26 protein-coding genes and 1 pseudogene are annotated in these 24,014 nt (G+C 64.3%); 15 read left to right on the top strand and 12 right to left on the bottom strand.

Features of this window, described 5'->3' with window-relative positions; all coding sequences use genetic code 11:
• Positions 1-197: 197 nt before the first annotated feature.
• On the top strand, positions 198-1,595 hold the full coding sequence (locus ACLEJP_RS14965) for a purine-cytosine permease family protein (RefSeq protein ID WP_440807562.1): 1,398 nt from the start codon (positions 198-200) through the stop codon (positions 1,593-1,595).
• A gap of 182 nt (positions 1,596-1,777) precedes the next feature.
• On the opposite strand, the gene ACLEJP_RS14970 is transcribed toward ACLEJP_RS14965, so the two are convergent.
• Entirely contained in the window at positions 1,778-2,389 is a 612-nt protein-coding gene (locus ACLEJP_RS14970; RefSeq protein WP_440807565.1) for an FMN-dependent NADH-azoreductase, read from the bottom strand.
• Between the two features lie 132 nt (positions 2,390-2,521).
• Between ACLEJP_RS14970 and ACLEJP_RS14975 the strand changes: the two genes are divergently transcribed.
• Both ACLEJP_RS14975 and ACLEJP_RS14980 read left to right on the top strand, forming a co-directional pair.
• Positions 2,522-3,424, top strand: a complete 903-nt coding sequence (locus tag ACLEJP_RS14975; RefSeq protein ID WP_440807567.1) for a LysR substrate-binding domain-containing protein — start codon at positions 2,522-2,524, stop codon at positions 3,422-3,424.
• A complete protein-coding gene (locus tag ACLEJP_RS14980) occupies positions 3,417-3,776 on the top strand; it encodes an MmcQ/YjbR family DNA-binding protein (protein WP_440807569.1) in 360 nt (119 codons plus the stop codon). Before ACLEJP_RS14975 ends, ACLEJP_RS14980 begins: the two co-directional genes overlap by 8 nt.
• Before the next feature lie 78 nt (positions 3,777-3,854).
• Here ACLEJP_RS14980 and ACLEJP_RS14985 read toward each other — a convergent pair whose 3' ends face one another.
• On the bottom strand, positions 3,855-4,268 hold the full coding sequence (locus tag ACLEJP_RS14985) for a DUF1294 domain-containing protein (RefSeq protein WP_440807570.1): 414 nt from the start codon (positions 4,266-4,268) through the stop codon (positions 3,855-3,857).
• Positions 4,261-5,091 carry an undecaprenyl-diphosphate phosphatase gene (locus tag ACLEJP_RS14990; RefSeq protein ID WP_440807573.1) on the bottom strand — a complete coding sequence of 277 codons (831 nt, stop codon included), beginning with the start codon at positions 5,089-5,091 and terminating at the stop codon, positions 4,261-4,263. Before ACLEJP_RS14990 ends, ACLEJP_RS14985 begins: the two co-directional genes overlap by 8 nt.
• Before the next feature lie 389 nt (positions 5,092-5,480).
• On the opposite strand from ACLEJP_RS14990, the pseudogene mcpP reads away from it, so the two are divergent.
• The 12 genes and pseudogenes from mcpP to ACLEJP_RS15050 all read left to right on the top strand — a co-directional run.
• A pseudogene (gene mcpP, locus ACLEJP_RS14995) lies at positions 5,481-6,152 on the top strand (methyl-accepting chemotaxis protein McpP); the annotation flags it as partial.
• Positions 6,153-6,290: 138 nt separating this feature from the next.
• Positions 6,291-7,025, top strand: coding sequence for a methyl-accepting chemotaxis protein (locus tag ACLEJP_RS15000; protein ID WP_440807812.1), 735 nt, complete (start codon positions 6,291-6,293; stop codon positions 7,023-7,025).
• A 115-nt stretch (positions 7,026-7,140) separates the two neighbouring features.
• Entirely contained in the window at positions 7,141-7,707 is a 567-nt protein-coding gene (pnuC, locus tag ACLEJP_RS15005) for a nicotinamide riboside transporter PnuC (RefSeq protein WP_440807575.1), read from the top strand.
• Positions 7,704-8,273, top strand: a complete 570-nt coding sequence (locus tag ACLEJP_RS15010; RefSeq protein WP_440807576.1) for an AAA family ATPase — start codon at positions 7,704-7,706, stop codon at positions 8,271-8,273. The genes pnuC and ACLEJP_RS15010 overlap by 4 nt, the downstream gene beginning before the upstream one ends.
• 297 nt (positions 8,274-8,570) lie before the next feature.
• On the top strand, positions 8,571-9,008 hold the full coding sequence (locus tag ACLEJP_RS15015; protein WP_440807578.1) for a hypothetical protein: 438 nt from the start codon (positions 8,571-8,573) through the stop codon (positions 9,006-9,008).
• 1 nt (position 9,009) lies between these two features.
• On the top strand, positions 9,010-9,588 hold the full coding sequence (locus ACLEJP_RS15020) for an adhesin (protein WP_440807580.1): 579 nt from the start codon (positions 9,010-9,012) through the stop codon (positions 9,586-9,588).
• 50 nt (positions 9,589-9,638) lie between these two features.
• Positions 9,639-11,090: a heme utilization protein gene (locus tag ACLEJP_RS15025; protein WP_440807582.1), complete on the top strand. Its 1,452-nt coding sequence runs from the start codon at positions 9,639-9,641 to the stop codon at positions 11,088-11,090.
• Between the two features lie 61 nt (positions 11,091-11,151).
• Positions 11,152-11,832, top strand: a complete 681-nt coding sequence (locus ACLEJP_RS15030; RefSeq protein ID WP_440807583.1) for a C39 family peptidase — start codon at positions 11,152-11,154, stop codon at positions 11,830-11,832.
• Positions 11,833-11,876: 44 nt separating this feature from the next.
• Positions 11,877-12,629, top strand: coding sequence for a hypothetical protein (locus tag ACLEJP_RS15035; RefSeq protein ID WP_440807585.1), 753 nt, complete (start codon positions 11,877-11,879; stop codon positions 12,627-12,629).
• 42 nt (positions 12,630-12,671) lie between these two features.
• The gene (locus tag ACLEJP_RS15040) at positions 12,672-13,952 is read left to right on the top strand and encodes a hypothetical protein (protein ID WP_440807587.1); all 1,281 of its coding nucleotides are present in this window, start codon (positions 12,672-12,674) and stop codon (positions 13,950-13,952) included.
• A 135-nt stretch (positions 13,953-14,087) separates the two neighbouring features.
• A complete protein-coding gene (locus ACLEJP_RS15045) occupies positions 14,088-16,289 on the top strand; it encodes an LTA synthase family protein (RefSeq protein WP_440807589.1) in 2,202 nt (733 codons plus the stop codon).
• 95 nt (positions 16,290-16,384) lie between these two features.
• Positions 16,385-17,113 (top strand): DUF899 domain-containing protein, encoded by a 729-nt coding sequence (locus tag ACLEJP_RS15050; protein ID WP_440807591.1) that lies wholly within the window; start codon positions 16,385-16,387, stop codon positions 17,111-17,113.
• A gap of 55 nt (positions 17,114-17,168) precedes the next feature.
• Here ACLEJP_RS15050 and ureG read toward each other — a convergent pair whose 3' ends face one another.
• The 9 genes from ureG to ACLEJP_RS15095 form a co-directional block, all read right to left on the bottom strand.
• Positions 17,169-17,792, bottom strand: a complete 624-nt coding sequence (gene ureG, locus ACLEJP_RS15055) for an urease accessory protein UreG (RefSeq protein ID WP_225778078.1) — start codon at positions 17,790-17,792, stop codon at positions 17,169-17,171.
• A gap of 11 nt (positions 17,793-17,803) precedes the next feature.
• A complete protein-coding gene (locus ACLEJP_RS15060; protein ID WP_440807594.1) occupies positions 17,804-18,478 on the bottom strand; it encodes an urease accessory protein UreF in 675 nt (224 codons plus the stop codon).
• Complete coding sequence (locus ACLEJP_RS15065; protein ID WP_440807596.1) at positions 18,478-19,023, bottom strand: HupE/UreJ family protein; 546 nt, start codon at positions 19,021-19,023, stop codon at positions 18,478-18,480. The genes ACLEJP_RS15060 and ACLEJP_RS15065 overlap by 1 nt, the downstream gene beginning before the upstream one ends.
• Before the next feature lie 17 nt (positions 19,024-19,040).
• Positions 19,041-19,544 (bottom strand): urease accessory protein UreE, encoded by a 504-nt coding sequence (gene ureE / locus ACLEJP_RS15070; protein WP_440807599.1) that lies wholly within the window; start codon positions 19,542-19,544, stop codon positions 19,041-19,043.
• A gap of 10 nt (positions 19,545-19,554) precedes the next feature.
• Positions 19,555-21,258 (bottom strand): urease subunit alpha, encoded by a 1,704-nt coding sequence (gene ureC / locus ACLEJP_RS15075; protein ID WP_440807600.1) that lies wholly within the window; start codon positions 21,256-21,258, stop codon positions 19,555-19,557.
• Complete coding sequence (locus ACLEJP_RS15080; protein WP_289131361.1) at positions 21,255-21,572, bottom strand: urease subunit beta; 318 nt, start codon at positions 21,570-21,572, stop codon at positions 21,255-21,257. Before ACLEJP_RS15080 ends, ureC begins: the two co-directional genes overlap by 4 nt.
• A 19-nt stretch (positions 21,573-21,591) precedes the next feature.
• Complete coding sequence (locus ACLEJP_RS15085; protein WP_186674355.1) at positions 21,592-21,894, bottom strand: urease subunit gamma; 303 nt, start codon at positions 21,892-21,894, stop codon at positions 21,592-21,594.
• Between the two features lie 9 nt (positions 21,895-21,903).
• Entirely contained in the window at positions 21,904-22,737 is an 834-nt protein-coding gene (locus ACLEJP_RS15090; RefSeq protein ID WP_440807603.1) for an urease accessory protein UreD, read from the bottom strand.
• Between the two features lie 275 nt (positions 22,738-23,012).
• Positions 23,013-23,927 (bottom strand): site-specific integrase, encoded by a 915-nt coding sequence (locus ACLEJP_RS15095; protein WP_296232926.1) that lies wholly within the window; start codon positions 23,925-23,927, stop codon positions 23,013-23,015.
• Positions 23,928-24,014: the final 87 nt, after the last annotated feature.

A 24,014-nucleotide genomic window follows, 5' to 3' on the forward strand; every position in this document is an offset into this window, starting at 1 on the left:
TTACAGCATAAGGCTATTCCCTTGCCGGTAACCAGCACAGTTGCCGCCCATCCTTACGCAACAGTGCACTGTTTTACCTGTCGCAACTTCACTTGACCCTACTTGTATATACATGCTCACATGCAGGCGATGTCATCCGCCTTGCGTGCCGGCGATGACTGACTCGCCAAGACAACTACAAAGAAGCGGAGCAGCGTATGTCCAGCAAACCCGTAATCGAGCGGCGCTCGATCGACTACATACCCGAAACCGAGCGCCATGGACGCGTATACAGCCAGTTCACCTTGTGGCTGGGCGCCAACTTGCAGATCACTGCCATCGTCACCGGCGCATTGGCCGTGGTGCTTGGGGGCGACGTGTTCTGGTCGTTGATCGGCCTGCTGCTCGGCCAGTTGATCGGCGGCGCGGTGATGGCCCTGCATGCCGCACAGGGCCCGCGCCTGGGGCTGCCGCAGATGATTTCCAGCCGCGTTCAGTTCGGGGTGTATGGTGCGGCCATACCGATGGTACTGGTATGCCTGATGTACCTGGGCTTCACTGCCACCGGCACGGTGCTCTCCGGGCAGGCGATCGGCCAGTTGCTGGGCGTCAGCGACAGTACCGGTATCCTGATCTTCGCCAGCGTCATCGTGCTCGCCACCCTGGCCGGATACCGGGTCATCCACTGGATCGGCAGAGTCGCCAGCGTGCTGGGCATCATTGCCTTCGTCTACCTGTTCAGCCGTATCCTGATGCTGGCTGACATCGGCCAGTTGCTCGACAACCGCCACTTCAGCTGGGCATCGTTCATGCTCGCGGTGTCACTGGCGGGGTCCTGGCAGATCGCCTTCGGCCCGTATGTCGCCGACTATTCGCGCTACCTGCCAAGCCGCACCTCACCACTCAAGACCTTTCTCGCCGCAGGCCTGGGCTCGGTGATCGGCGCCCAGGCGTCAATGGTCCTCGGCGTGTTCGCCGTCGCCATTGCCGGCGGCCAGTTCTCCGGTCGCGAAGTGGCCTACATCGTTGGCCTGGGCGGGGCCGGCGGCACCGCAGCGCTGCTGTATTTCTGCATCGCCTTTGGCAAGGTGACCATCTCGACGCTCAATTCCTACGGCAGCTTCATGTGCATTGCCACCATCATCAGCGGCTTTCGCGGCCACCTGGTGGTCAGCCGCGCACAACGCCTGTTGTTCGTACTGGCTATCGTCGGTGCCGCTACCTTGCTGGCCCTGCTTGGCCAGCATTCGTTTCTCGGTGCGTTCAAGTCGTTCATCCTGTTCCTGCTGACGTTCTTCGTGCCATGGAGTGCCGTCAACCTGGTCGACTACTACTTCATCACCAAGGAGCGTTACGACATCCCTGCCCTCGCCGACCCGCAGGGCCGCTATGGCCGCTGGAACTGGCCCGGGATCATCGTCTACACCGTGGGCGTGCTGATCCAGATGCCGTTCATCGATACCAAGCTGTACACCGGGCCGCTGGTCGAGCACCTGGGCGGTGTGGATGTATCGTGGCTGATCGGCCTGGTAGTACCGAGCGTGCTGTACTACCTGGTGGCACGCCAGCGGGCCCACCATGCGCCCGTGTCGATGATTGTGCCTGAGAGTCACTGAGCCGCGCAGAAACGGCCTAGAGCAACCGCCAGGCCGACGCGGCCATGCAGGCGCGGCCTGGGTCGCGAAAAAAGCCGCAAAGCGGCCCCGGTTTCAGCGTTATCGCCGAGATCTCCGGGGCCGCCTTGCGGCGTTTTCGCGACACCAGGCCGCTGTTACAGCGTCAGCGATTGGTACCTGACTCAGGCCGCCGCAAACAGCTCGTTGGCAATTTGCGCCTGGGCAGCGTCGATCGCCTGGCTGCGCTGCTCAGGGCCGTAGGCCAGGCCATGGGCGCGGACGATTTCCAGGTCGGTGATGCCGATGAAGCCCAGGAACACCTTGAGGAATTCCTCATGCCCGGCACCGCTCGGCTGGCCAGCGTGCAGGCCACCGGCAGTGGACACCAGCACGACTTTCTTGTTGCCGCACAGGCCTTCCGGGCCGGCTTCGGTGTAGCGGAAGGTCTTGCCAGCGACGGCAACGCGGTCGATCCAGGCCTTGAGCTGGGTCGGCACGGTGAAGTTGTACATCGGCGCGCCAATCACCACGGCATCCGCCGCCAGGAACTCTTCCAGGGTTTCTGTGCTGAGCTTGGCCTCGAAGGCCTGGGCTGCATCGCGCACGTCTTCCGGGGTGCCCGCCGCTACCAGGGTGGCCGCAGAGAAGTGGGCGATGGCGTCAGCGGCCAGGTCGCGGTACACCACTTCCACGCTAGGGTCGGCAGCTTTCCAGGCTGCGACCACTTCGCGGCTCAGTTGGCGGGAGGCGGAATTGTCGCCCAGGATGCTCGAATCGATATGCAACAGTTTCATGGGACTCTCCTGTGAATGACGACCGCGACAGTGGGCGATCACGATGGGGAGAATCCTACCGAGGGAGCCAATGGCTGATAAGTCAGCAAAAATGCGTTAGTTTGTCCCATAGATGGAACAGTGGGACATACCATGCAAGACCTCAACGACCTTTTTTATTTTGCCCGCGTAGTCGAGGCCGGCGGTTTCGCCGCAGCCGGTCGCCAGCTGGGCATCCCCAAGTCGCGGCTGTCGCGGCGCATTGCCGAGCTGGAAGAACGCCTGGGCACTCGCCTGCTGCAGCGTACCACGCGGCAACTGAAGCTCACCGCCGTAGGCGAACGCTACTTGCACCACTGCCAGGCCATGCTGCTTGAGGCCGAAGCCGCCGACGAAGCGGTGGCCAGCATGAGCAGCGAGCCACGTGGCCGGTTGCGGGTGTCCTGCCCGGTGGCGTTGGCCCATGCCTTCCTGCCGGAGGTGATCAGCCGCTTTCTCGAGCAATACCCGCTGGTGCAGTTGGACATGGTGTTGCTCAACCGCCGGGTCGACCTGATTTCCGAAGGCATCGACGTGGCGCTGCGGGTGCGCGACCTGGGCGATGAAGACCCGGCCCTGGTCACCCGGCGCCTGCGCCAGGCGCAGATGCAACTGGTTGCCGCGCCCGGTTTCGCCGACCACATTCGCGAACCCGCCGAACTGGCCTCGTTACCGGTGCTGGGCGCCGCCGAAGCAGACCGGCTGGTACACTTCCGCCTGTTCGGCCCGCACGGCAAACAGCAGGAAATCGCCTTGGAACCACGCCTGGCGATCGATGATTTCGTAGTACGTAATGCTGCTGTACGGGCAGGCCTCGGGTTTACCGCACTGCCCAGCATGTTCTGCGAAGAAGAACTGGAACGTGGCGAACTGGTGCGCCTGCTGCCGGACTGGTCGCTACCGGGTGGCTACCTGCAGGCGGTGTACCCGCACCGGCGGGGTTTGCTGCCGGCGGTACGGGTGTGGATCGACCACCTTGCGGCCTCATTCGAGGCCTGTGGAGAACGGTATGTCTGAGCGAAGCCTGAGCGAAGCCCAGGTGGCGGCGTTCTGCCTGAGCCTGCCAGGGGCACGGGAAGACTATAAATGGGGCGGCATCCGGGTGTTCTCGGTGGCGGGCAACAAGATGTTCGCGGTACTTGACCTGGCGGGCGCCGGGTTGTCGTTCAAAGTGGCCGACGAGCTGTTTCTCGGCTATTGCGACCGCCCGGGAGTGCGGCCTGCGCCGTATCTGGCGCGGGCGCGGTGGATCAGCATGGCGCCGCCCTACCCGATGGCGCGCGAGGAGCTGTGTGATTTGCTGCAGCGCTCGCACCAGCTGGTGGTGCGACGCCTGCCCAAGCGGCTGCAGGTGGGGTTGGTAGTGTGATCCATTTTTGCCAGCATCTTCGCGGCTGCACCTTTTCAGGAACAGGTTTACCCGCGAATGGGCAGGCACAACCCTGGATCAGCCAACTGGTAGGTAACGCCCGCCAAGAAACAGCCAGTCCGCCCAGAACACCTGGTGCAGCAGCACGATTCCCCAGCACACCAGCTGATACGAGACCTTGCGCGTCTTGTGCCGAAACAGCTGCTGCGCCAGCAGTGCGCCCGGCCAGCCACCCAGCAGCTCACTGGCATGCAGCACCTTTTCTGGCGTACGCCAGGCCTGGGTGCGAGCCTGCTGCTTGTCCTGCCAGTACAGCAGCAGGCTGACCAGGCTCATCGCCGGGTACAACGCCAGTGGCCACCAGGCCTGGTCGACCCAGGCCATGCGCGCCGCGCCGAGGCCGGGCAACAGGCACAGCAGGCCCCACAACAGCAGTTTCAGGCGCACGTCGCGTACGCCTTCCAGGCGTACTCCCCTGGCCGCCTCAGCCATGTGCAGTGGCCCAGTCAACCCAGCCGAACTGCCAGGTCGCCAGAATCAGCAGGCCAAAGCCGATGCGATACCAGGCGAACGCCGCATAGCTGTGGTTGGCAATGAACTTGAGCAACGCGCGCACGGCGATCATGGCGAAGATGAACGAGGTCACGAAACCAAGGGCAAACACCGGCAGGTCGCCGGGCTGGAACAGGTCGCGGTACTTGTAGCCCGAGTACACCGCGGCCCCGACCATGGTCGGCATGGCCAGGAAGAACGAGAACTCGGTGGCAGCCTTGCGCGACAGGCCGAACAGCAGGCCGCCGATAATGGTCGAACCGGAGCGCGAAGTGCCCGGAATCATCGCCAGGCACTGGATGAAGCCGATCTTCAGGGCATGGCTCCAGCGCATGTCGTCCACATGGTCGACCTGCACACGGTGCTGGCGACGCTCGGCCCAGAGCATGATCACCCCACCCACCACCAATGCCGCCGCTACAGTGATCGGGTTGAACAGGTACTCATGGATCAAGTCGGCGAACAGCACGCCCAGTACCACCGCCGGCAGGAATGCCAGCAGCAGGTTGCCGGTGAAACGCCGCGCCGTAGGTTGGCTGGCCAGGCCGAAGACCACGTCGAGGATCTTGCCCCGGAACTCCCACACCACGGCCAGGATAGCCGCCAGCTGAATGATGATGTTGAAAGCCATGGCCCGTTCGCCACCAAACCCGATCAGGTCGGCGACGATGATCTGGTGGCCGGTGCTGGATATCGGCAGAAATTCCGTCAGCCCTTCGACCACGCCCAAGATGATTGCCTGAATGGCAGTCCAAAAATCCATCGTTCCCCCGCTGGAGCGCTGCTCATGGCAGGCCCCTTGTTCTTGATTTGCTTGAGTTTGCCGCGCGCGGCCCGGCTGTTTTACAGCGACTGTTGGGGGCAACGCCAGTAGAAAAGTTCACGCTGCCTAAAGGTTTCATCTTGCGCGGCCGAAATCCTAGCAGAGCGCCTTTGCGAACGCCTGGTACGAACGCGGCAGACTATCAGTCGCATAGCACTTAGCCATTAGTCGAGTAGGGCCCTCGCTCAAACCATGCTTGGATGCACTTGAATAACAAGAACAATCGCGGGAGCTGTGGGATGAAAACCCTGAGATCGATGTCTATCAGCCGCCGCCTGTGGCTGATCCTGCTGGTGGCGGTAGCGATGCTGCTGATGCTGGGCCTGCTGATGCTGCGCCAGATCCATGGCGACCTGTACCAGGCCAAGGCGGAAAAGACCCGCCATGTGGTGCAGACCGCAGCGGGGGTACTGGCGTATTACCAAGGCCTGGAAACGGCCGGCACGCTCAGCCGCGAAGCGGCCCAGCAGCAAGCGCTGCAGGTGGTACGGGCGCTGCGCTACGACCACGACGATTATTTCTGGATCAACGACCTCGGGCCGAAGATGATCATGCATCCGGCCAACCCCAAGCTCGACGGCCAGGACCTGTCGGCCATCCGCGACCCTGACGGCTTCGCCGTGTTCAACGAAATGGTCGCCCTGGCCCGGCAACAGGACGCAGGGCCGGTCAATTACCGTTGGCCCAAGCCCGGTGCCAGCGAGCCGGTGGCCAAGACCTCGTATATTCAGCTGTTCAAGCCATGGGGCTGGATCATCGGCTCGGGTGTCTACGTCGATGACGTGCAGGCCGAATTCAATCGCCAGTTGCGCGACGCCTCGCTGGTCGGGCTGGCCATTGCCCTGCTCATGGCCCTGGTGGTGATGCTGATTGCCCGCAGCATCGCCCGCCCGCTGCAGGAGGCCGTGCAAGCCATGGGCAACATCGCCAGTGGCGAAAGCGACCTGACCCGGCGCCTTGACACCCATGGCCGTGACGAAATCACTTGCCTGGGCGAGCACTTCAACCGCTTCAACGGCAAGCTGCAAGGCGTGATCGGCCAGTTGCAGGGGGCGGCCCATGCCTTGGCCCAGTCCGCCGGGCATGTAGGCGACAACGCCGGCGCCGCGCAACAGCACAGCGCCCAGCAGTCGGCACAGATGGACCAGGTGGCCACTGCCGTCAACGAGGTGACCTATGCCGTGCAGGACGTGGCCAAGACCGCCGAGCAGGCGGCCGGGGAAATGCGCACCGCGCAACAGCAGGTAGCGCATGGCCAGGAGGCTATCCACGGCAGCCTGGCGCAGATCGACCAGCTATCGCTGACCATCGACCAGGCGGTGCAGGTGATCCGCGACCTGGCCGGGCACAGCACGCGCATCGGCGGCGTGCTGGACGTTATCCGCTCGATCGCCGAGCAGACCAACCTGCTGGCGCTGAACGCGGCCATCGAGGCGGCACGGGCCGGCGAGCAAGGCCGGGGCTTTGCCGTGGTCGCCGACGAGGTGCGCCTGCTGGCGCAACGCACGGCGCAGTCGACGGCCGAGATCCACACCATGATCGAGCACCTGCAAAGCCAGTCGGACGCTGCGGTCAAGGCCATCGACACCAGCAGCGAAGCCTCGCGCCAGACCGTCGAGCAAGCCCGCGAAGCCGGTGCCAGCCTGGACGCCATCAACCAGGTGCTGAACAACCTCACCGCCTTGAATGCCTCGATTGCCAGCGCCACCTTGCAACAGTCGCATGTGGTCGAGGAGATCAACCGCAATGTGCTGGATACCGCCGGTTTGTCGCAACAGACCGCCGATGCGGCGCGGCAGTCCAGCGAGGCCGGCGTGGCACTGGGGCGCTTGAGCGAAGAGCTGGAACAGTTGTTGCGGCAGTTCAAGGTGTAGAGTCGAGAATGCCTGGGGGCTGCCAAGCAGCCCCGAATGCCCCGACGCCCTACACCTGGCCCAACCGACCCGCTACAATCGCCGCTCTCTCCGATAGTCTCTCCAAGGATCGCCGATGTCCGGCCTTGAACTCATCGCCGCCGTCCTCGGCGTCATCGCTGTCTGGCTCACGGTCAAGCAGAACGCCTGGTGCTGGCCGATCGGCCTGGTCATGGTGCTGATCTATGGCTGGCTGTTCTACGAGGTAAAGCTGTATTCAGGCATGCTGCTGCAACTGGCCTACGCCCTCCTGCAGCTGTATGGCTGGTGGCAATGGAAACGCCCGGGCCATGTTGAAGACGCCCGCCAGGTCTCGCGCCTGCAGCGCCCGGCGCTGCTCACTGGCCTGGCCAGCGGGGTGCTGCTGAGCGCCGCACTGGGCGCGGCCATGGCCAACTGGACCGACGCCGCCCTGCCCTGGCTGGACGCCAGCCTGACCGGGTTCAGCCTGGTGGCGCAATTGTGGATGGCACAAAAACGCCTGCAGTGCTGGCCGCTGTGGGTGGTGGTCGACATCATCTACGTTGGCCAGTACCTGCACCAGCAGCTGTACTTCACGGCGGGCTTCTTCGCGGTACTCACCGTCATTGCCTTGCGCGGCTGGCTGGAATGGCATCGCGACCCGGCGCTGGTACAGCCATGAGCACGGCCCAGGCGATGAAAGTGCTGGTACTGTGCGGCCCGGAATCCAGCGGTAAAAGCTGGCTCAGCGGCGTGATCCAGGCGCATTTCGGCGGCGTGGTGGTGGCCGAATACGTGCGCCACTTCATTGACCAGGAGTGCCGCGACACCTGTTACGCCGACATTCCCACCATCGCCCGTGGCCAGCTGGCGTGGGAGGACAGTGCCCGTGCCAAAGCGCCGCCACTGCTGATTCTGGATACCCACCTGCTCAGCAACATGCTCTGGAGCCAGGCCCTGTTCGGCGATTGCCCGGCCTGGCTGGAGCCAGCGTTGCTGGCGCGGCAGTATCACCTGCACCTGTTGCTCAGCCCACAAGGGGTGGACTGGGTGGCCGATGGCCAGCGCAGCCAGCCAGCACTGAGCGATCGCCAGCGCTTTTTCGACGACAGCCTGCACTGGCTGCAGCAGCATCACCAGGCATACAAAATAATCGAGGGCAATTGGCCACAGCGCCAGTTGCTGGCTCTGCAAACAGTAGCTAGGCTGATTGATAGCGATGCGCCAGCCAGCCCCACCGAGTGTTAAACCGCCGACACAGCGCGGTGGGCCCAGGCTCCCGAAACTGCGGGGGTTGTGCCCGGCTCCGCCGGCACTGTCAACATGCTGAAACACTAGCGATAATCGCTTCCCGCTCAAGGCCGCCCATGGCCTGGCCGATGAACCTTGCGCTTGCCTGTTTCACGGCTGAGACAGAACACGCCGCAGTTTGTCCCCACCTCACGCCAACCTGCTGATCCACAACGTTTTCCCAAAAGCGGCACACCTTCTGCTATCCCGTTCGCATCGCTGACAAGGCCAGCGTGCACAGAAGGAGTTGCCGTCGTGAGGAAAACTGACAAAGGCCTTCACCACCTGCTGTTGCTGGGCTGCGTGCTCGCTTCGCTGAGCCTGACCGCCCAGGCAGACAAGGGCATCATCATCATTACCCGTGACGTGCAGACGCGTAACGCGACGGTCCCGCCGCTGATCCCCGATCCGTCCCCTATCACCGTCAATGCCAACCCGTCCGCCCAGGTCCTCAGGCAAACCAACGAACTGAGCGATGGCGACTTCGCCGGCATCAGCAGTGGCGCCGGCATCAGCAACCTGGTCACCCAGCAGACCAACCAGCTGGGCGGCAACCTCGGCAACCAGACGCAACTGCCCAACCTCTCCGGCGGGCGCGGCACAGGCTCCGGCAACGGTATCGCCAACATGGTCAACTCCAGCGTGCAGCGTGGCCTCGCCCCGCTGCAGATCCTGACCGGGGGAGGCAAATGAGATGAAGCCCTCGCTGCTGATCCTGGCCACGCTGTGCAGTGCCTCGGCGCTCGCCCAATCGCCAGTACCCGTGCTCAACCACACCGACATCGACAGCTCCGGCAGCCGCTACCAAGGCAACCTCTCGGTCAACCAGGCCGCAGGTGACCGGCAACAGCAGGCGAATGCGCGCGCCATTGCGGTCGGGCCTGAAGCACATGCCAGCACCCAGATACGGCAACGGCTGGGTACCCCCGCCAATCCGGCAATGGATGCCGGCGCGACTATCCAGGGCAACGCCTTCAGCAACGGCAGCGGCGCCCTCGGGGTCAACCAGAGCGCCGGCGCCAATACCCAGCAAGCGAATGCACTGAGCATCAGTATCGGTGCCCAGCCGCAAAGCATCGATGACAGCGTCCTCCTGCAGCAGAACGTGGCGCTGCTCAACAACTCCGGTGCAACTGACACACCAACTGGCCATCGCCAGGTCACCACCAGTGACCAGGCCTTCACCGGTAGCCGTGGCGTGATCCAGTTGAACCAGAGTGCCGGGGTGGGAAACCGCATGGCCAACACCCTGAGCATCCGGGTCGCGGATTGACCCGTTCAGTCAAGAACGACACTTAACCTGATAACGTACGGAGAATCACCATGAAACCCTCGATGGCAATCAAGCCTCTGGTTTTCGCAATTGCTGCGGTCATGGCTGTTGCTGTACAAGCTGAACAGAACGACCGGAGTGGCGGGCACCACAACGGTCACCACAATAACGGGCAGCACACGCCTCCTCCCACGAGGATCCCTGTGTTTGCCACTGCCAACGCCATTGACAGCCAGCGCAGCACCGGCAACACCATCACCAACCAGGGCACCGTCAACGAAGCCGAGATGAGCAGCTCGGCCACCGGTGCCAGCGGCAACGTGGGTGTCAACGTGGCAGCCGGTAACGGTAACCAGCAGGACAACGCCGCGGCCATTGCCAACGCATCGTCCGAGTCCAGCCTGGATAACAGCTTCGTGTTCGGTACCGCCGAGGCCACTGCCGACGTTCGCCAGTTCAGCAACAACAACCGCGTCGACAACTGGTCCACCCAGAACTCGGCGGTGATGACCGGCTCGGCCGATGGCGCCGAGGGCAACGTCGGCGTCAACATCGCCGGTGGCGACCTGAACCAGCAGAAGAACACCATGGCCATCGCCAACACCGGTGCTCCGCTGGGCAATGCCACCGCCACCGCCTCGGCCGAGCAGAACGGCCCGGGGCTGGTGGTCAACAACGGCGCCGACCGCACCTACCGCGTGGACACGCTGACCTTCACCACCAGCCAGAGTGGTTCGAGCTCGCGTGAGGGCACGTTCAACTCGACCGACGACCGCAGTGCCTCCTCGAGCTTCAGCGTGGCCGGCTCGCAAAGCGCCAGCGCCAGCGGCTCCAATGGCTGGAGCTCCAGCGGCTCGAGCAGCACCAACGCCAGCGGTTCGCACAGCGCCACTGCCAGCGGCTCCAACAGCTGGAACGCCAGTGGCTCGGTGGCCGGCAACGCCAGTTCGTCGAGCAGTTCCAGCCTGAGCGCCACCCTGGCCGCTGCAGCTGATGCTACCCGTACCCTGAGTACCGATGACGGCCGCCGCGAGCGCACCCGCACCGACAGCTTCGATGCCTCGCTCAATGCCTCGCTCAACGTGGACGTCGACCGCTCGCAGGAAAGCGCCTATGACGCATCGTTCGAGAAGGCATTCGACTCGTCGTACGACAAGACTCGCCAATCCAGCTACGAGAAGTCTCGCGACTCTTCGTATGAAAAGGCTCATGAGTCGTCGTATGCCAATGCCTCGGAATCGGCGTTTGAAAAGTCTGGCGAGAAGTCGTCGCAATCTTCGAACGACGTGTCGAAGAGCTACAGCGAAAGCAGTGCCTACGACTTGAGCAATACCGTGTCCTTCCAAGTGCTGACCCCGACCGGCTGGGCCAACCCTGTCACCAACACTGCAACCCTTAGCGGTTCGGTGAATGGCGGCAGCGGCAACCTGGGTGTGAACGTGGCGGCCGGTGTGGGCAACCAGCAAAGCAATTCGCTGGCCATTTCCAACACCTCGTTCTGATCGCTGTGCTTGAGGCCCCCTTCGGGGGCCTCTTCAGAAGACGAAGGGAAGGCATCCGATCATGCGTATTGTCGCCTTGGCGTGTCTGCTGTGCCTGGCCAGCGTGAGCGAGGCTGCACAAATGCCGCTGTCCGTGCTGCCGGGCGGCGCGGTGGTATTCAAACCCATCCAGAGTGTGCGCGAGCGCAAGTTTGCCGACCTGGTGCAACAGAAAACCGACTTCAGTTGCGGCGCCGCCGCACTGGCCACCATCCTGCGCCAGGCCTACTGGCTGGATGTGAACGAGCAACAGATCATCGAAGGCATGCTGGCCCATGCCGACCAGGACCTGGTCCGCACACAGGGCTTCTCGATGCTCGACATGAAACGCTACGTGGAAAGCCTCGGCATGCGTGCCCGCGGTTACCGGGTGGCGCCCGAGACCCTGCACAGCGTACGCATCCCGGTCGTGGTGCTGATGGACGTGCGCGGCTACAAGCACTTCGTGGTCATGCAGAAGGTCGACAAGGGCTGGGTGTACATCGGTGACCCGGTACTGGGCCACAAACGCTACAAGGTCGACGATTTTCTCACAGGCTGGAACGGCATCATCTTCGCCGTGATCGGCCAGGGCTACGACAAGCACAACGTCTTGCTCGACCCGCCTCTGCCACTGACCGCCAAGGGCCGGGTCAACGACTTCGCCCCGCTGCAGGACGCAGAGCTTCTGGACTTCGGCTTCATCAAAAGCGACTTCTTCTAACGACGCGTCGAACGACAAGGAGCATGACGCTCCGGGGAGCACCCATGAAGAATTCACTGTGGCTCGCAGTGGTGTGCCTGGCGGCCAGCCTGCCAACCCATGGCGAAACGTTCAAGCCCATCGAACTGAAGGACCAGGAGCTGGCGGCGTTGCGCGGACGCTATGTCTTGCCGGGCCGCATCATCAGTTTCGGCATTGTCATGAGCAGCACCTGGCAGAACGCCAATGGCGAAGTGATCGGCGCGACGTCTACCTTGCAGGTCCAGCAGTCGACCATCAAGCCGCAGTTCTACGTCTCGCTGGTGAACGAAAAAGCTACCGGCGCAGGCACCAGCAGTGCTTCGTCGGCTGGCACCGGCACGGTCACTGGTGGCGGCGGGCTCAGCAGCACCGAGGGCGTTACCCAGGTGGTGCGTGCGGCGGGCGACAACAACACGGCCTATAACAACGTCGACATCAGCGTGACCAGGGCTGACCAGGCGCCAGCCACGCAACCGCAGGGCCAGGTGCTGGCCGCCGGCCAGACCCTGGTCAGCGAGAACGGCGCGGGCGCGCTGAGCATCTCGTCGACCGGTGTGGGCGTGCAGCTCAACATCCAGGCCAGCAACAACCAGGGCAGCAGCGCGCAACGGCTGGCGCAAGGCGGCCTGATGCAGAGCGCGACGCTGCTTGGCAATGGCAACCAGGTCAACAACGTCACCTCCCTCAATGTGGTCATGCGCGAGAACGTACCGACCGCCGCGTCGTTGAACGGTAGCCTCGACCAACTCAAGGGCCTGCGCACATTCGGATACTGATGATCTTCACGTTCAAAGGCAGTCGGAAGGGACGGCACCTCCATGCACCGATCAATGACGCTCAGAGCAATTGTCTGCTTGACCACCCTGGCCCCGGCCACCCTCCTTTTCGCCGCCAGCGACCCGCAGGTCGAGGCGCTCAAACAGGAACTGATCGAACTCAAACGCCGCTACGAAGCCCAGCAGCAGGCGCTGATGGTGTTGGAGCAACGTGTGCGCCAGGTCGAGGAAACCCCGGCGGCGCCCCCGCCCAAACGCCTGGTCAAATCCCCTGCCGAAGGGGTCAGGGGCGCACAGACCGTCGCCTCCGGCGCGCCGGGTAGCAGCGGCAGCTCGTACGGCCAGGCGCTGGCCGCCGACTCCGAGCCGGCGCAGAGTGTGTCAAACCTGTATGACGAGGCCAGCGGCTTTTTCGGCGGTGGCAAGTTCAGCTTCGAAACCGGCATTACCTATACCCACTACGATACTCGCGCCCTGGTGCTGAACGGCTTCCTGGCGCTGGATTCGATCTTCCTGGGCAGTATCAACCTCGACCGGGTCAAGGCCGACAACTGGACCCTGGACATGACCGCGCGCTACAACCTCGCCCAGCGTTGGCAGTTTGATATCAATGTCCCGGTGGTGTACCGCGAGTCCACTTACTCGTCCGGCGGTGCAGGTGGCGCCGGGGCGAACACTTCGGATGCAACCGTGACCCGCGACCCGGAAATAGGCGATATCAACGTCGGCGTCGCCTACAAGTTCCTCGACGAAGACGAGACCTGGCCCGACGCCGTGGCAACCCTGCGCATCAAGGCCCCGACCGGCAAGGACCCGTATGGCATCAAGTTGCGCGAAGTACCCGGCAACGACAACCTGTCGGTACCCGAGAGCCTGCCGACCGGCAACGGCGTCTGGGCGATCACCCCGGGCATCTCGCTGGTCAAGACCTTCGACCCCGCCGTGCTGTTCGGCAGCCTGTCCTACACCTACAACATGCAAGACTCGTTCAGCGACATCAGCCCGCAGGTCAACAGCAAAGTTTCGGGTGACGTGAAGCTGGGCGACTCGTGGCAGATCGGTGGCGGTATCGCCTTTGCTCTCAACGAGAAGATGAGCATGTCGTTCTCGGTGTCCGACCAGTTCGCCAGCAAGAGCAAGATCAAACCGGATGGCGGCGACTGGCAGTCGATCGCCAACAGCGACTACAACGCCGCCAACTTCAACATCGGCATGACCTTCGCAGCCACCGACAACCTGACCATCGTGCCCAACCTGTCCATTGGTCTGACCGACGATGCGCCCGACTTTTCCTTCAGCCTGAAATTCCCCTACTACTTCTGATACTTGCCAAAATCCGGGCCCGTGCGCGCGGCCCGGACTTTGGTTACCAGGCGTGTAGCGAAACGTGTTCCCTGGCCCAGGCTGTTATCATCCAGCACAGATGTATGACGTTTTGATGGCAAAAGGGAATTTTTTGTGAAGAACCTGTCAGACCACCTGCCTACCCGGCTTGTCGCACTGGCAACCCTGGTCCTGGTGATCCCACTGGGTACGCGCGCCATGCTGGGTTGGTCCAACCCGCTCGGTTACCTGTCCGACATGGCCCTCGGCAGCGTCCTGGTATTACTGCTGTACCGCCGTCCGTGGTGGCTGGCCTTGCCCGTGCTGCTGGCATGGGCCGCCCTGTGGCTGGCCTCGGCCGAACTGGTGAGCGCGGTGGGCAGGTTGCCTACCAGCGCCGACCTGGCCTACCTGGCCGACCCGCAGTTCATGGAGAATTCGACCGGCGGTGGCCTGGCCCATGCCTGGCTACCCTGGGCGCTGGGCATCGGCCTGCTGGCCTGGCTGGCCAGCGCCTGGCGTTACCGCACTCAACCCAGCCAGCCGCTGCCACGCAAGGCCTGGGCCATTCCGCTGTTGCTGTTCGCTGGCCATTGGGGCAGCCAGCAACTGGCGCCTGCCGACGCCGAGCAATGGCGGCTGTACAACCTCCCCCATCAACTGATGTCGGCTGCCGCCGGCGATCTGCAGCGCCACGTCGAGCGTTGGACAGGGCAGACACGAACCTTCACGCCGCTGGCCAGCAGCGGCCTGACCCAATCCGACCTGCATGGCCAGCGCCTGCTTGCCGGGCCAGGCACGGCCCGCAACCTGCTGCTCATCACCCTGGAAGGGATCCCCGGTGCCTACCTGCGGCCTAACCGCCAGGCCCTGCACAGCCGCTTCGACACCGAGCTGATGCCCAGGCTGAGCCAGTGGGCCGAACGCGGCATGAACACCCCGGACTATGTGCTGCACACCCACCAGACCATCCGTGGCCTGTATGCCATGCTTTGTGGTGACTACGACAAGCTGGCCAACGGCACACCCAAGGGGGTCGAGCTGCTGACCCAGAACGAACGCAACCAGGCCTGCCTGCCGGCGCAGTTGCGCCAGGCCGGCTTCACCACCCACTACCTGCAGGGGGCCGGCCTGCGCTTCATGGCCAAGGACCGCATCATGCCGCACATCGGCTTCGACGCAGTGCATGGCCTGGAGTGGTTCCGCAACGACAACTACCTGGAGTTCCCCTGGGGCAAGGATGACCGGGCCTTCTTCGAAGGCGCGCTGGGCTATGTCGGCCAGTTGCAGAAGCAGGACACACCGTGGATGCTGACCCTGCTCAGCGTAGGCACCCACCAGCCCTACTCGGCGCCTGCCGAGTACCTCGAGCGCTACGACACGCCGAAACAGGCCGCCGTGGCCTACCTCGATGACGCGCTGGGTGCCTTCCTCGACAGCCTCGAACGCCAGGGCGTGTTGAAGGACACCCTGGTGGTGGTCACCTCCGACGAATCCCACGGCATCGATGGCGTGCGCCTGGCCTCGTCGTGGGGCTTCAACCTCACCCTGGCGCCGGAACAGGCGCAATTGCCACGGATCAAGCGCGGCACCTATGGCCATGTCGACCTGGCGACCTCGCTGCTGGACTACTTTGCCCTGCCCATCCCCATGGCGCTGGGTGGCCGCTCGCTGTACCGCGACTACGACGGCGGTCGCGAGATGATTGCCTACACCAACGGCATGCTGCGCTATCACGACGGCCGTGGTGTGTTCACCGAATGCGACTTCCAGCAGCGCTGCCGGCGTTATGCCAGCGAGGGTTTCATCGCCGACCAGGCGCGCTACCTTGGCCCCGGCGACAACCTGCTCGGGCAACAGATCGGCGCGCTGGCCGGGGTGCTCGACCAGTCCCTGCAACACACACCGCTGAACCTGCGCTACCAGTTCGGTGGTCCCTCACCCATCCGCCTGCGCAAGCGCATCCACGATGACTGGGCCGACAACCTCATCGGTGCGCAGTACCTGGAAATGCCCGAGGGCTCGCACACCCGCGTGCGGGTCAAGGTACGCTCGCTGGACCCGAAGCGCGCCGCCTATATCCAGCTCAAGGCCAAGCAGTTGGAGCAGGACGTCCCGCTGGGCTTGCCTGAGGAGATGAAAGTCACCGCCGATGAGCCATTGGAAATGGAGTTCGGCTTTGACAACCCGACCACGCGCAAGGCGTTTTCCTTCCATTTGCTGGGCTATGGCGGCGGCCAGGTGGAAGTCAGCGACTTCAGCGTGATTACCGCGCTGCCCGGCGAGGATGACGTCGCGGACGAAATGGCCGACGGGCATATTGCCCATTCGGGGTGACTATCGATGCCGCTCATCGGGCTGCCAGTACTGCCTGTCGATTACGGCCGCCGGTGCTCGACCAGTGGGTGAACCCCTGATGTGGAGACAGCATCATGAGCACCAGCGAAAGCAGGCACCCAGTGGTTTCCCGCCGCCAGTGGCTGGCGGCCCGCCTGCAACTGTGGCTGCACGAAAAGGCCGTTACCCACCAGCGCGACGCGCTGGCCGCAGCGCGTCGCGCCTTGCCCTGGGTCAAGGTCGAGCAGGACTATCGGTTTCACGGGGCCGATGGCGAACTGGACCTGGCCGGCCTGTTCGCCGGTCGCAGCCAGCTGTTGGTCTACCACTTCATGTTCGCCGAGGGCTGGACCGAAGGCTGCCACGGCTGCTCGTTCCTCGCCGACCATTTTGACGGCGCCAACCTGCACCTGGCGCACCACGACGTGTCGCTGGTAGCCGTGTCGCGGGCACCCTATGCGCAATTCCAGGCGTTTCGCCAACGCATGGGCTGGCGGTTTGCCTGGTATTCGTCACACGGCAGCAGCTTCAACGAGGACTTCGGCGTGAGTGTCGGCCGCGAAGGCCAGCGCCAGTACAACTACGCGCCGTATGACGGTGAAGAAAGCGAGTTGCCCGGGCTGAGCGCGTTCTACCGTGAACCGGATGGCAGTGTGTACCACACCTACTCCACCTATGCGCGCGGGCTGGATATCCTGGTCAATACCTACAACTTCCTCGACATTGCGCCACTGGGGCGCAACGAAGGCGCCACCATGGACTGGGTCCGGCACCATGACCGCTATGAAGGGCAAGCAGCGCCAGGCCATTGCTGCCATGAATGAGCCACTGCGGGAGCAGCCTTGTGTCGCGAAAGGGCTGCTCCTGCAAGCAGTCACATCATGCGCGTACTCCCAGCATGCCGCGCTCGACGATGAAATCGATCACCGCCTGCAACCCCTCCCCCTTCTTCAGGTTGCTGAAGGTCCACGGCCGCTGCGGGCGCATGCGCTGGGTATCGCGTGCCATCACCTCCAGCGAGGCCCCCACATAAGGCGCCAGGTCGGTCTTGTTGATGACCAGGAAATCCGACTTTGTGATCCCCGGGCCACCCTTGCGCGGGATCTTCTCGCCTTCAGCCACGTCGATCACGTAGATGGTCAGGTCAGCCAGCTCCGGGCTGAACGTGGCGCTGAGGTTGTCACCGCCACTTTCGACGAAAATCACCTCCAGGTTGCCAAACTTGCGCGCCAGTGCTTCGACCGCCGCCAGGTTCATCGAGGCGTCCTCGCGTATCGCCGTGTGCGGGCAGCCGCCGGTTTCCACGCCGACAATGCGCTCCGGCTCGAGGGCGCCGGCTTCGGTCAGGATGCGCTGGTCTTCCTTGGTGTAGATGTCGTTGGTCACCACTGCGATCTGGTAGTGGTCACGCATGGCCTTGCACAAGGCCTCGAGCAATGCGGTCTTGCCGGAGCCGACCGGGCCGCCGACACCGACGCGCAGGGGTTGTTGATAGCTTTGCATGCAGGCAGTCCTCAAGAACGGAACAAACGGGTGTATTGGGTTTCGTGACGCGACGAGGCAATGGCCAGCAACGGCAGACCACTGCCGAGCTGGTCATCGCCCAGGGCCAAGGCTTGCTCAAGGGCGGCCGGCAAACCTGTGCCCAGATCGCGCAGCAAGGTCTGGGCCGCCTGCTGGCCGAACGGCACCAGCTTGACCCCGGCCATGACCGCGCCCTCCAGCCAGGCAAAACCATGGCCCAAGGCCAACTGGCGCAGCGGGATTGCCCAGTGCGCGGCCAGCCAGGCCATGCCGCCCAGCTGGGTAAGCTCAAGGCTGGCCCGCCAGGCTGGGTCCTGGCCCAGCTGCCAGCCGTCGAGCAGGCGTGCCAACGCCGCACCGCGCTGCTGTTCTTCCAGGCGCAACTCGGCGGTTTCGCGGTTGGCCAGCAGGAACCGGCTCCAGTGGTCGAAGGCCGCGGCGTCCTCGGCCTGGCAGGCGCGATACAGGCGGGCCAGTACCGGCCAGTCGAGGCCGGCCAGGGTGTCGTCGATCTGTTCACGCTGCCAGGCAGTGAAACCGTCCACGCCCCGGACCCAACCCGCCTCGACCGCCCACTCCAGGCCTTGCGAATAGGTGAAGCCGCCCACCGGCAAGCCTGGGCTGGCCAGTTGCAGCAGGCGCAGCAACGCCAGGTCGCTGTCCATCAACCGGCCAGTACCAGTGCAGCGCCGGCCAGCAGGCCACCGCCGAAGGCTTTCTGCAGGCCGCTGTGGCGGCGCAACAGGCAACCGACGGCAAAGCCGGCTGCCAGCAGCAACCCGCTGACGACGACAAAGCCGGCGCTGAACTGCCAGAACGCGCTTGGCGTCGCTTCCACGCCATGGGCCCAGCCATGGAACAGGGCGAACACTGGCATGGCCATGGCCAGCAGCAGTTGCCGAGCGGGTAGCAACACGGCCGCGGCAGCCACCAGCAGCGACACGGCGATCAGGGTTTCCATGCCCAATACGTCGCCGAACAGATGACCACACAGCGCACCGCCGAACATGGCAGCCAAGGTAGCCGCAGGCAGCGCCAGGCTGCGCCGGGTCAACGCGGCAAGCACGCCGGTGCCGAGCAACATCAGCAGGTGGTCAAGACCGGTCAGCGGGTGCAGCAAGCCATCCTGCAGCGGCTGGCTGTCGTGGCCCGGGTGGGCGAAGGCTGGCAGCGCCAGCATCAGCAGAAACAGGGCGAAAGTCTTTTTCATCGGTTGCTCCAGGCAGTTCAGGAATGGGCGGGCAAGCGCACGAACGGGTGATCGTGCACATGTCCATGGCTATGGCTATGGCTATGCGGTGCGCTCTGATAGGCGCCCGCCTCCGGCTCGAATGGCGCCTGCTCGGCCTCCACCGCCAGGCCCAGGCCACGCAGCATGTCGTCGAGCACATGGTCGTGCTGGAAGCGCAACAGGCCGGGTTCGATCTGCAGCGGCACATGGCGGTTGCCCAGGTGATAGGCAGCGCGTGCCAGCAGGTGCGGGTCGGCGCAGCGCACTGTGGACACCGCCTCGGGCGCCGCCAGCACGCGGATCAGCTGGGTGCCTTCGGCATCGGCCAGCAGTTCGCCGCCGCGTAGCAGGTGGCCACGCTCAAGCATCAGCCCGGCTTCGCGGCCATCGTCGAGGGTTACCCGCAGGCGGCTCTTGATCCGGCTGTCCACATCAAGGGTGACGCTGCCGGTTTCGCCCAGCGGGCCGGGTTCGGTGATTCGGCGGGTCAAGACAATCATCAGTCCTCCTTCAGAACAGGAAATAGCGCTGGGCCAGCGGCAGTTCGCGGGCCGGCTCGCACACCAGCAGTTCGCCATCGGCACGCACCTGGTAGGTCTGCGCGTCGACTTCGATCAGCGGTTGCAGGGTGTTGTGGAGCATGTCGGGCTTGCGCACGCGGCGGCAGCCATGCGCCACGCCGATCAGGCTGCGCAGGTTGAGTTCCTCGGCCAGGCCACGGTCCATCGCCGCCTGCGGCAGGAAGGTCATGCGTGTGGCATGGCGCGCCGCGCCCAGGGCGCCGAACATGGGCCGGTAGTGCACCGGTTGTGGCGTGGGGATGGAGCCGTTGATGTCGCCCATGGGCGCGGTGACGATCATCCCGCCCTTGATCACCAGCGCCGGCTTGACCGCGAAGAATGCCGGTGACCACAGCACCAGGTCGGCCAGCTTGCCCGCTTCCACCGAGCCCACCTCGTGGCCGATGCCATGGGTCAGCGCCGGGTTGATGGTGTACTTGGCGATGTAGCGCTTGACCCGGAAGTTGTCGCTGTAGCTGCTGTCCGGCGCCAGTGGCCCACGGCGCAGCTTCATCTGGTGGGCGACCTGCCAGGTACGCAGCACCACTTCGCCCACTCGGCCCATGGCCTGGGAGTCGGACGACGTCATGGCAAAGGCGCCCATGTCGTGAAGGATGTCCTCCGCGGCAATGGTCTCGCGGCGGATGCGCGACTCGGCAAAGGCCACGTCCTCGGCGATGCTCGGGTCCAGGTGGTGGCAGACCATGAGCATGTCCAGGTGCTCGTCCACGGTGTTGACCGTGTACGGCAAGGTCGGGTTGGTCGAGGACGGCAACACGTTGGCCTGCCCCGCCGCGCGGATGATGTCCGGCGCATGCCCGCCGCCGGCGCCTTCAGTGTGGAAGGTATGGATGGTGCGCTCGCCAATCGCCGCCAGGGTATCTTCGATGCAGCCGGACTCGTTCAGGGTGTCGGTGTGGATCGCCACCTGGATGTCCATTTCCTCGGCAACCCCCAGGCAGCAGTCGATGGCCGCCGGTGTCGAGCCCCAGTCCTCGTGCAGTTTCAGGCCCACGGCGCCGGCAGCAATCTGCTCGCGCAGCGCTTCGGGCCGCGAAGCATTGCCCTTGCCGAGCAAGCCGATGTTGATCGGCAGGCTGTCGGCGGCCTGGAGCATGCGCGCCAGGTACCAGGGGCCGGGCGTGCAAGTGGTAGCGTTGGTGCCGGTGGCGGGGCCGGTGCCACCGCCGATGAAGGTGGTCACGCCGCTGTTCAGCGCCTCGTCCACTTGCTGCGGGCAGATGAAGTGGATATGTGAATCGACGCCACCTGCGGTGACGATCTTGCCCTCGGCCGCGATCACCTCGGTACCCGGCCCCACCGGCACAGTGACACCCGGCTGCACATCGGGGTTGCCAGCCTTGCCGATCACCGCGATGCGCCCGTGCTTGATGCCGATATCGGCTTTGACGATACCCCAGTGGTCAATGATCAGGGCGTTGGTCAGCACCAGGTCCATGGCCTCGGCAGCCAGCATCTGGCCCTGGCCCATGCCGTCGCGGATGACCTTGCCGCCACCGAACTTGACCTCTTCGCCATAGACCGTGAAATCCTGCTCGACCTCGACCCACAACGCGGTATCGGCCAGGCGCACGCGGTCGCCCACGGTGGGGCCGAACATGTCGGCATAGGCCCGGCGGGAAATACGGCTCATGCCTTGCCCTCCAGCGCACCCATCACCTTGCCCTGAAAGCCATATACCTCGCGCTTGCCGGCGTAGGCCACCAGCTGCACGGTGCGCGCCTGGCCCGGTTCGAAGCGCACGGCGGTGCCGGCGGCAATGTCCAGGCGAAAGCCCAGGGTCGGCGCGCGGTCGAACACCAGCGCCTGGTTGACTTCATAGAAGTGATAGTGCGAGCCGACCTGCACCGGCCGGTCACCATGGTTGGCCACGCTGACGCTGACCGTCGCGCGGCCGCCGTTCAGCTCGATGTCGCCGTCGGCGACCTGGATTTCACCTGGGATCATGCGGGGCTCCTGGGCTATTTCAGACGATGGGGTCATGCACGGTCACCAGCTTGGTGCCATCCGGGAATGTCGCTTCGACCTGCACGTCGTGGAGCATTTCGGCAATGCCTGGCATCACCTGCTCGCGGGTCAGCACTTCGCGCCCCAGGCTCATCAGCTCGGCCACGCTGCGGCCATCGCGAGCGCCTTCGAGCACCGCGGCACTGATCAGCGCTACCGCTTCCGGGTAGTTGAGCTTCAAGCCACGGGCCAGGCGCCGCTCCGCCAGCAACGCGGCGGTGAACAGCAGCAGTTTGTCTTTCTCTCTCGGGGTCAGCTCCATGGCGCTCTCTCAGGTTGCCCAGATACGCGGGGGGCAGGCCGGCAGGCCAAGGACGGCCGGACGCAGCACATGCCACAGGCGTTGCAGGGTGCGTTGCAGGTGTTGGTTGTCATGGTCGAGCAGGCGGATCACCAGCAACGACCCAAGCAGGGTCGCGCCGGCCGGGTTACCCAGTTGTTCGAGTAGCGAGCGCACCTGTTCCAGCAAGGCCTGGTCGGCAGGTGCGGCGCAGAAAGTGGCGACCAACGGATGCCCGCCAAGCTTGGCCAGCTGCCCGCCTTCCAGGCGCAGCCGCTCATGCAGGCCGACCTCGCCGGGCAATTCGATGCACAAGCGGTTGTCCAGGGCGCCGTGGTCGAAACGCTCGTTCATCACCGGCCGCCCCAGGCACAAGGTTTCCCACGCCAGCAGGCGCGCCCCGGGTTCAAGGGTGAAGCGGCTGTCGAGGCTGGCGCGGGCACCGCAGAAGAAGATGCTGTCCTGGGGTAACCACTCCAGCGTGCTGTCGGCAGCCAGGTGGAAGCGCTGGGTCAGCCGTGCGGTCGGGCCGATGCTGCGGTAGAACTTGCTGGCTCCGGGCATGGTCAGCAACGCATGACTGCCGGCCTCCAGCTGGATATTCAGCTCCAGGCGGTCGCCGGCGACCACCCCGCCGGGCGGATGCAGCACGTAGACATGGCACGGCGCACCTTCAGGATGAAACGGCCGCTGCACCAAAAGAGGTCCGAAATGCCGCCACGCACCAAGGCGGGTCACCGCGTCGCGCCTGACGAAGCGCAACTGCAGGTAGGCGCTCCAGCCTGCGTCGTCTTGTGGTTGTTCGATCTGCTCCGCGAGCGACATCCTGCGGCCCCTGAAATCCGTGGCCTGCTGGCCGTTTAGAGGGCCCGGCATGCGCGGCGAAAACGCGCGCGGCCTGACCACTCGATCAAAATTCTCAGGCTGGATATAGCAGGTTGCGGGCCAACTCCGCAGGTGAAGGAAGATGAAACTTCTGCGGCAGCCGCTCTGGTATCGGGCATACGGGAGGCTGGCGCACAAAGCGGGGGCGTGCTGGGGCCCTGTTCAGGTGCTCAGGCAGAGTGCTGCTACGCGGCACGCGTCAAGCGGCAGGACAATCAGTAGTCGAAGCGGTCCACTGCGCGCCGGCGCTCGTTGTCATCACGCCGGTCATAGATGGCCGTGGTCTGGATATTGGCGTGGTGCGCCAGCTTCTGCGCGATCGACAGGTCGTGCTCTTCGATCACCCGGGTAATGAATGCCCGGCGGAAGTCATGTGGCATGATCTTCACCCCTACCTGGGCACCGCGCTGGCGGGCGATGTAATAGATGGCGTGCTTGGTGATACGCGCCCGGGTGATGTGGCTGCCACGGCGGATGCGGTTGAACAGGAACGGGTCGTCCTCGGCGCCTGCCGGCAGGTCCTGGCGGCGCAGGTCGAGCCACGCCTGCAACTTCTCGAACGCCCAGGGTGGCGCGTACTTGATCAGCTGGCGGTTGCCCTTGCCCAGCACTTGCAGGCTACGCGCCTCGAAGTCGACCTGGCCGAGGTCGATGTCCACCGATTCGGACTTGCGCATGCCGGTACCGTAGAGCAAGGCGATGATCGCCGCATCGCGCACGCCCTGTGGCCGCGGGTCGGCCGCACACACATCCATCAACTCGCGAATCAGGCTACGCCGCAGGTTGCGCCCCGGTGGCAGGCGGCTGCCACTGTCCGGCTTGACCTCGCGAATACGCAGCAACTGTTCATGTTCGATCAGCCCCTGGCGCCAGGCTTCGTTCACCACCCCGCGAATGGCATTGACGTACAGCGACGAGCTGTTGGGCGCATAACCATCGGCGCGCAGGGCCGCGACCAGGGCGATCACATGGCCAGGCTCGAGCCGGTGCCAGGGCACATCGACGATATTGCAGTCGACAAAACCCAGCCGATCGGCGGCGTCCTGGAGAATGTAGCGCATGGTTTGCTGGCTGGATGGGGCCAGGCGGGCCATGTACTGCAGCAGCGGGTTTTTCGAGAGATCGGACAAAACGTGAATCCTGTAGCGAAGCGTCGGCAATGGCGAACCACGCCAGCCCCTGAAGCAAGCCAAAACGACAGATAGACGAGGCGACAT

Source organism: Pseudomonas sp. SMV7 (assembly GCF_052041995.1).
Lineage (GTDB): Bacteria > Pseudomonadota > Gammaproteobacteria > Pseudomonadales > Pseudomonadaceae > Aquipseudomonas.

Excerpts from the sequence above, each read along its gene's own strand:
- ACLEJP_RS14975 (WP_440807567.1), top strand. The coding sequence starts at position 2,522 with ATGCAAGACCTCAACGACCTTTTTTATTTTGCCCGCGTAGTCGAGGCC.
- ACLEJP_RS15020 (WP_440807580.1), top strand. The coding sequence starts at position 9,010 with ATGAAGCCCTCGCTGCTGATCCTGGCCACGCTGTGCAGTGCCTCGGCG.
- ACLEJP_RS15010 (WP_440807576.1), top strand. The coding sequence starts at position 7,704 with ATGAGCACGGCCCAGGCGATGAAAGTGCTGGTACTGTGCGGCCCGGAA.
- ACLEJP_RS15060 (WP_440807594.1), bottom strand. The coding sequence starts at position 18,478 with ATGGACAGCGACCTGGCGTTGCTGCGCCTGCTGCAACTGGCCAGCCCA.
- ACLEJP_RS15000 (WP_440807812.1), top strand. The coding sequence starts at position 6,291 with ATGGACCAGGTGGCCACTGCCGTCAACGAGGTGACCTATGCCGTGCAG.
- ACLEJP_RS15050 (WP_440807591.1), top strand. The coding sequence starts at position 16,385 with ATGAGCACCAGCGAAAGCAGGCACCCAGTGGTTTCCCGCCGCCAGTGG.
- ureE (WP_440807599.1), bottom strand. The coding sequence starts at position 19,544 with ATGATTGTCTTGACCCGCCGAATCACCGAACCCGGCCCGCTGGGCGAA.
- ACLEJP_RS14965 (WP_440807562.1), top strand. The coding sequence starts at position 198 with ATGTCCAGCAAACCCGTAATCGAGCGGCGCTCGATCGACTACATACCC.
- ACLEJP_RS15080 (WP_289131361.1), bottom strand. The coding sequence starts at position 21,572 with ATGATCCCAGGTGAAATCCAGGTCGCCGACGGCGACATCGAGCTGAAC.
- pnuC (WP_440807575.1), top strand. The coding sequence starts at position 7,141 with ATGTCCGGCCTTGAACTCATCGCCGCCGTCCTCGGCGTCATCGCTGTC.
- ureG (WP_225778078.1), bottom strand. The coding sequence starts at position 17,792 with ATGCAAAGCTATCAACAACCCCTGCGCGTCGGTGTCGGCGGCCCGGTC.
- ACLEJP_RS15025 (WP_440807582.1), top strand. The coding sequence starts at position 9,639 with ATGAAACCCTCGATGGCAATCAAGCCTCTGGTTTTCGCAATTGCTGCG.
- ACLEJP_RS15040 (WP_440807587.1), top strand. The coding sequence starts at position 12,672 with ATGCACCGATCAATGACGCTCAGAGCAATTGTCTGCTTGACCACCCTG.
- ACLEJP_RS14970 (WP_440807565.1), bottom strand. The coding sequence starts at position 2,389 with ATGAAACTGTTGCATATCGATTCGAGCATCCTGGGCGACAATTCCGCC.
- ACLEJP_RS15065 (WP_440807596.1), bottom strand. The coding sequence starts at position 19,023 with ATGAAAAAGACTTTCGCCCTGTTTCTGCTGATGCTGGCGCTGCCAGCC.
- ACLEJP_RS15030 (WP_440807583.1), top strand. The coding sequence starts at position 11,152 with ATGCGTATTGTCGCCTTGGCGTGTCTGCTGTGCCTGGCCAGCGTGAGC.
- ACLEJP_RS15090 (WP_440807603.1), bottom strand. The coding sequence starts at position 22,737 with ATGTCGCTCGCGGAGCAGATCGAACAACCACAAGACGACGCAGGCTGG.
- ACLEJP_RS14980 (WP_440807569.1), top strand. The coding sequence starts at position 3,417 with ATGTCTGAGCGAAGCCTGAGCGAAGCCCAGGTGGCGGCGTTCTGCCTG.
- ACLEJP_RS15035 (WP_440807585.1), top strand. The coding sequence starts at position 11,877 with ATGAAGAATTCACTGTGGCTCGCAGTGGTGTGCCTGGCGGCCAGCCTG.
- ACLEJP_RS14990 (WP_440807573.1), bottom strand. The coding sequence starts at position 5,091 with ATGGATTTTTGGACTGCCATTCAGGCAATCATCTTGGGCGTGGTCGAA.
- ACLEJP_RS15085 (WP_186674355.1), bottom strand. The coding sequence starts at position 21,894 with ATGGAGCTGACCCCGAGAGAGAAAGACAAACTGCTGCTGTTCACCGCC.
- ureC (WP_440807600.1), bottom strand. The coding sequence starts at position 21,258 with ATGAGCCGTATTTCCCGCCGGGCCTATGCCGACATGTTCGGCCCCACC.
- ACLEJP_RS14985 (WP_440807570.1), bottom strand. The coding sequence starts at position 4,268 with ATGGCTGAGGCGGCCAGGGGAGTACGCCTGGAAGGCGTACGCGACGTG.